The following is a 5,402-nucleotide window of genomic DNA, read 5'->3' as shown; positions in this document are numbered from 1 at the left end:
CCCGCGCCGGCGCGCCCCGCCGCGCCGGCGCACCCCGGTGCGGCGGCCGTCCCGCCCGCATCCCCTGCGGATTCTCGCGTCGCCACCCCGTCGACCGGGGTGCAGCGCGACGATCGGGTGGGGACCGGAACCGGCAGCGGCCCGGACCGCGCGCCGGTCGTGCACGTCGGTGCCCCGTCGTACGGCGTGCGGACCGTCGAGGCACGGCCCGGGTCGGAGTCGGCGATCGCCGTCGCCGCCCGCACCGCCGACGTCATCCGGCTCGGGTTCTCGGTCGCCGTGCCGTCCGTCGGCGCGCTCGCCCGGGTGGCCGCGCTGGTCGAGGACGCGCTGGCCGACGCCGGGCGCGACCGCACCGAGGTCCGGGTGCTGCTCGACCTGGAGGTCGTGCTCGCCGGGGACGAGCGGACCGCGCGGCGCAAGCGGTCGCACCTGGAGTACCTGGACGCGCTCGCCGGGCTGTCCTGGGCGCCCGCCGACACCCGGGTCGTCACCACGGCCGACCGGCTCGTCTCCGAGGTCGGCGAGGTAGCCCGGCGTGCGGGGGTCGACGGCGTGGTGCTGCACCCGCTGGCCGGCGGCACCGAGATGGAGGCGGAGCTCCGCGCGCTGGTCGCCTGAGGGCGTCGGTACGGTGACCGCATGACGCGGCTCCGGCACTGGTCGGTCCTCGGCGTGCTGCTGCTCGCCGGGTGGCTGCTCGCGCTCACGGGGACCGGCGACCCCGGGGCCCGCGCGGGGTTCCTCGGCTACGCGGTGCTGATCCTCCTGGTGGGCGCGGTGCCCGTCGTCTTGCTGAGCACCCTGCTCGGCGCCGGGGTGCTGGCCGTCGCGCGCCGGCTGCCGCCGCCCGGTGACCCGCGCCGCGGCCGGGCTCTGGCCGTCGCCGTCGCGGTGACCGCCGTGCTGACGACCGTCGTCGGCGCCGCGCTCGTCACGGACGGCGTCGCCGTGGGGCCCGGCCCGGCGGTGCTCGGACTGTCGGGGCTGCTGGTCGGGCTGCCGCTGACCGCCGCAGCGGCGACCGCGTGGGCGCGCTGGCGACCGGGCGACGACCGGGCGCGACGACCCGCGCCGGAGGGCACCCACCCCTGACCGCGCCGTCAGCCGCCCAGCGTCCCCAGGGCCCGCTCCAGGTCCTCGGCCAGGTCGTCGACGTCCTCCAGGCCGACGGACAGCCGCACCGTCGACTCCGCGATGCCCACCGCCGCCCGCCCGGCCGGGCCGAGCTTGCGGTGCGTGGTCGTCGCCGGGTGCGTGACCAGGGACTTCGCGTCGCCGAGGTTGTTCGAGATGTCGATCACCCGCAGGGCGTCCAGCACGCCGAACGTCAGGGCCTTGGCCTCGGCCGGGGTCGACCCGTCCGGCACCCGCAGGTCGAGCGTCACCACCGTGCCGCCCCCGGACTGCTGCGCGAGCGCCAGGGCGTGCTGCGGGTGCGACGGCAGGTACGGGTACCGCACCTGCGCGATCGCGGGGTGTCCCTCCAGCCGGGTCGCCAGCGCGAGCGCCGACGCGGTCTGGTGCCGGACCCGCAGCGACAGCGTCTCCAGGCCCTTGAGCAGCACCCACGCGTTGAACGCCGACAGCGAGGGCCCGGTGTTCCGGATCAGGGTCTGCACCGGCCCGTGCACGAATGCGTCGGTGCCGAGGATGGCCCCGCCGAGCACCCGGCCCTGGCCGTCGATGTGCTTGGTCGCCGAGTACACGACGACGTCCGCGCCGAAGTCGAGCGGCCGGGACAGCACCGGCGTGGCGAACACGTTGTCCACGACGACGACGGCACCCGCGGCGTGCGCGAGCCGGCTGACCGCGGCGATGTCGACGAGGTCCTGCATCGGGTTGGACGGGGTCTCGAAGAACACCACGTCCGCCGGGGTGGACAGCGCCTCCTCCCACTGCGCCGGGACGTGGCCGTCGACGTAGTCGGTGCGCACGCCCCACTTCGCGAGGATCTCGTCGAAGATCACGACGGACGACCCGAACAGCGCGCGCGCCGCGACGACCCGCGAGCCCGACCGGACCAGCGCCGCCAGGGCGGTGAACACCGCCGACATGCCGGAGGCCGTGGCGTAGCAGGCCTCGGCGCCCTCCAGCAGCCGCAGCCGCTCCTCGAACGTCGACACCGTCGGGTTGCCGTACCGGGAGTACAGGAACCGGTCGGCGTCGCCCGCGAACGCGGCCTCGGCGTCGGCGGCGCGCGAGTACACGTAGCCCTGGGTCAGGAACAGCGCCTCGGAGGTCTCCTGGAACGGCGTGCGGACGGCGCCACCGCGCACGGCGAGCGTGTCGGGGCGCAGGGACTCCCGGGGGAGCCGGTCGTCGCGCCAGTCCGCCGGGCCGGGAGCCCCGCTCACGCCTCCCGCCACGGCAGGCCGGCCGCGCGCCAGCCCTGGTGCCCGCGGCGGCCGTCCGGGCCGACGTCGCCCTCGAAGCCGGTGAGCACGTTGTACGCCGGGCCGAGGCCCGCGGCGGTCGCGGTGACCGCGGCCGCGACGGACCGCACGCCCGAGCGGCAGAGGAACACCACGGGGCGCGGGTCGTCGGTGGTCACGCCGGCGTCGGCGAGCTCGTCGAGGAACGCCGGGTTCGGGCGGCCGAACGCGTCGGTCCACTGGACGAAGGCCGTCCGGCCCTCCCCGGCGTCGGCGGTGTCCGGGACGCCGATCGTCTGCCACTCGCCCTCGGTGCGGACGTCCACCAGGACGGCGCGCTCGTCGGTCAGCAGCAGGTCCCAGGCCTCCTGCGGGGTCAGGTCACCCGCGTACGGCGCGGTCACAGCGGGCGCACCGGGTTGCTCGGGGCCGCGGTGGCCGGCAGGACGACGGCCTGCGCGACGATGACGCGCTCCCCGTCGAAGGTCGCGGCGGGTCCGCCGTGCAGCTCGTAGCCCTCGGCCAGGGCGGCGCTCACCCGCTCGCAGAACGAGCGGTCGTCGGGCCCGGTCAGCAGCCGGTAGCGCAGGCGGTCGTCGGTGTCGGTCATGCCTCTCCTCCATCGGATCTGGCGGAAGCACCCTCGGCCGGCCCCGATGGGGGTCCGCGGGTTGCTGCGGCGTCGACGAGCCAGATCTCTCGGCCGCTCTGGATGGTCCGGCGATGCTACGCCATCGCCGGGACCGGGTTCGACGCCCGTCCGGGTGCTGTTCACCCGTGTCGCACCGTGGACCGCGGTTGACACCCCCGCGCACGCCGCCCCATCCTCGGACGAGGTCATGAGCGCCAGCGCGAAGCCCCGGCTCGCTGGCCGGCAACCCTCCCACCGCGGCGGGGTGCCCCGGGTGACGACCTGGCCGTCCACCGACCGGTGGCCGGCAAGCGCGGGGTCGCCCGGTCGGCGACCGGGCCCCCGAAGATCCGCTCGGGGGTACTCCCATGTCCGTCACCGCCACCACCTCGTGTGCCGGGACCGCGCTGCTGCCGGTCGTCGGCGGGGACACGCGCGTCCCGCTCGTCGACGGCCGGTCCGTCCCGTACGCCAACCTCGACTACGCGGCGTCCGCACCGGCGCTCGAGTCCGTCGCCGCCCGCGTCGTCGAGGTGCTGCCGCTGTACGCCTCCGTGCACCGCGGCGCCGGGTACCTGTCCCAGGTCTCGACGGCGCTGTACGAGGCGTCCCGCGCGACCGTCGCCCGGTTCGTCGGCGCGCGCCCCGACGACGTCGCGGTCATCACCCGGAACACCACCGACGCGCTGAACCTGCTGGCCGGCTGCGTGCCGGACGGCGGCCGGGTGCTGGTCCTGGACGTCGAGCACCACGCGAACCTGCTGCCCTGGGTGCGCTCGGTGCGCGGCTCCGGCCGCACGGCGACGATCCTGCCGTCCGCGCCCACGGTCGCCGAGACGCTGACCGCGCTGCGCGACGAGCTCGCGCGCCAGCCGTACGCGCTGGTCACGCTCACCGGGGCGTCCAACGTCACCGGGGAGGCCCTGCCGATCGCCTCGGTGGTCGCGCTGGCGCAGGAGGCCGGCGCCCGGGTCGCCGTCGACGGCGCGCAGCTCGTGCCGCACCGGGCGTTCTCGCTCGCGGCCAGCGGCGTCGACTACGTGGCGTTCTCGGGGCACAAGACGTACGCGCCGTTCGGCGCGGGGGCGCTCGTCGGCCGGCGCGACTGGCTCGACGCCGGCACGCCGTACCTGGCTGGCGGCGGCGCGGTGCGCGACGTGCGCACCGACCGGACGCTCTGGCAGCCCGCGCCCGCGCGGCACGAGGGCGGGTCGCCCAACGTGCTCGGAGCCGTGGCGCTCGCCGAGGCGTGCGACGCGCTGTCCGCCCTGCCCGCCGGCGCCCTCGTCGAGCACGAACGCGTCCTCCGGGAGCGCCTGGTCGACGGCCTCGCCGCGATCCCGGGCGCGCGGGTGCTGCGGCTGTGGTCCGACTCGACCGACCCGGTGGGCGTCGTCGCCTTCACCGTCGGCGAGCACGACTCCGGCCTGGTCGCGGCGTACCTGTCCGCCGAGCACGGGATCGGCGTGCGGGACGGCCGGTTCTGCGCGCACCCGCTGCTCGCCCGGGTCGGTGTCACGGGTGGTGCGATCCGCGCGTCCGTCGGCGTCGGCACGACCGCGGAGACGGTCGACCGGCTGCTCGCGGGGCTGCGCGCGTACGTCACCGACGGACCGGCCGCGGAGTACGAGGTCGTCGACGGCTGCTGGACCGTCGCCGACGACACCCGGCCGCGCCCGGCGGTCACCGGCATCGACGCGATCGCGGCGACCGCCGCGGCGGCCTGCGGGCCCGCCGTCGAGGACTGACTGCTCGCACCGCGGCGGCCCGCGCAGGGGGCGGGTCGTCGGGCGCCGGTCCCGGTCGTCGTCAGCGCACGACGACCCCCAGGTGCGCCGCGAGCGCACCCGCCAGGTCGAGCAGCTGCGCCTGGCTGATCGTGGCGCCCTTGAGCCCCGCGGTGCCGTCGAGGCCCGCCAGGTCCGCCCCGCGCAGGTCGACGTCCTTGAGCTGAGCCCGCGTCAGGTCCAGCCGGCCCACCCGGCAGTCCTCCAGCCGGACCCGTGCCGCGCGCACCCCGGCGAGGTCCAGGTCGCCGATCGTGCAGCCGACCAGGCGGACGTCCTGCAGCCGGGCGTCCCGCAGGTTGAGGTAGTCGATCTTCCCGCCCTCGACGGTGACCCGGTCCCATGAGCCGCCGAACGCCTCCAGCGCCCCGAGGCGGCAGCCGGCGAGCGTCACGTCGCGCCAGGTGCCGGACCGGGCGCGGAGCGTGCCCGCGCGGCACTCCGCGAGCGTGGTGTCGACCAGGTGCGCGTGGTCGAGGGTCGCGCTGTCGAGGTCGCAGCCGCGCAGCAGGCACTCGATGAACCGGGCGCTCTCCGCGTCGGCGCCGGCCAGGTCGAGGCCGTCGAGGAGCAGGCGGTCGTAGTCGCCCTCGGGCTCGACGGCCTCGA

The 5,402-nt window shown here is 76.8% G+C and carries 7 protein-coding genes and 1 riboswitch; of the genes, 3 read left to right on the top strand and 4 right to left on the bottom strand.

The window, feature by feature from the left end; all coding sequences use genetic code 11:
- Positions 1-117: 117 nt before the first annotated feature.
- Both G6556_RS16755 and G6556_RS16750 read left to right on the top strand, forming a co-directional pair.
- Entirely contained in the window at positions 118-621 is a 504-nt protein-coding gene (locus G6556_RS16755; protein ID WP_166943968.1) for an LLM class flavin-dependent oxidoreductase, read from the top strand.
- A 21-nt stretch (positions 622-642) separates the two neighbouring features.
- A complete protein-coding gene (locus tag G6556_RS16750; protein ID WP_166943966.1) occupies positions 643-1,095 on the top strand; it encodes a hypothetical protein in 453 nt (150 codons plus the stop codon).
- 8 nt (positions 1,096-1,103) lie between these two features.
- Here G6556_RS16750 and G6556_RS16745 read toward each other — a convergent pair whose 3' ends face one another.
- The 3 genes from G6556_RS16745 to G6556_RS16735 are packed head-to-tail and all read right to left on the bottom strand — an operon-like array spanning position 1,104 to position 2,985.
- Positions 1,104-2,357, bottom strand: a complete 1,254-nt coding sequence (locus G6556_RS16745) for an O-succinylhomoserine sulfhydrylase (protein WP_346774959.1) — start codon at positions 2,355-2,357, stop codon at positions 1,104-1,106.
- On the bottom strand, positions 2,354-2,779 hold the full coding sequence (locus tag G6556_RS16740; RefSeq protein WP_166943962.1) for a rhodanese-like domain-containing protein: 426 nt from the start codon (positions 2,777-2,779) through the stop codon (positions 2,354-2,356). The genes G6556_RS16745 and G6556_RS16740 overlap by 4 nt, the downstream gene beginning before the upstream one ends.
- Positions 2,776-2,985: a DUF1737 domain-containing protein gene (locus G6556_RS16735; RefSeq protein WP_166943960.1), complete on the bottom strand. Its 210-nt coding sequence runs from the start codon at positions 2,983-2,985 to the stop codon at positions 2,776-2,778. Before G6556_RS16735 ends, G6556_RS16740 begins: the two co-directional genes overlap by 4 nt.
- 225 nt (positions 2,986-3,210) lie before the next feature.
- Positions 3,211-3,326, top strand: a riboswitch (SAM riboswitch).
- A 48-nt stretch (positions 3,327-3,374) separates the two neighbouring features.
- Here G6556_RS16735 and G6556_RS16730 point away from each other — a divergent pair.
- Positions 3,375-4,754, top strand: coding sequence for an aminotransferase class V-fold PLP-dependent enzyme (locus G6556_RS16730; RefSeq protein WP_166943959.1), 1,380 nt, complete (start codon positions 3,375-3,377; stop codon positions 4,752-4,754).
- Positions 4,755-4,815: 61 nt separating this feature from the next.
- Here the strand turns inward: G6556_RS16730 and G6556_RS16725 are convergent.
- The coding region (locus G6556_RS16725; protein WP_240934656.1) for a pentapeptide repeat-containing protein at positions 4,816-5,402 on the bottom strand (587 nt) is incomplete at its 5' end.

The sequence above is a fragment of the Cellulomonas sp. IC4_254 genome (genome assembly GCF_011603975.1).
Taxonomy (GTDB): Bacteria; Actinomycetota; Actinomycetes; order Actinomycetales; family Cellulomonadaceae; genus Cellulomonas.
The sequence above is the reverse complement of the archived record's forward strand: the minus strand, read 5'-3'. Positions and strand labels throughout refer to the sequence as shown.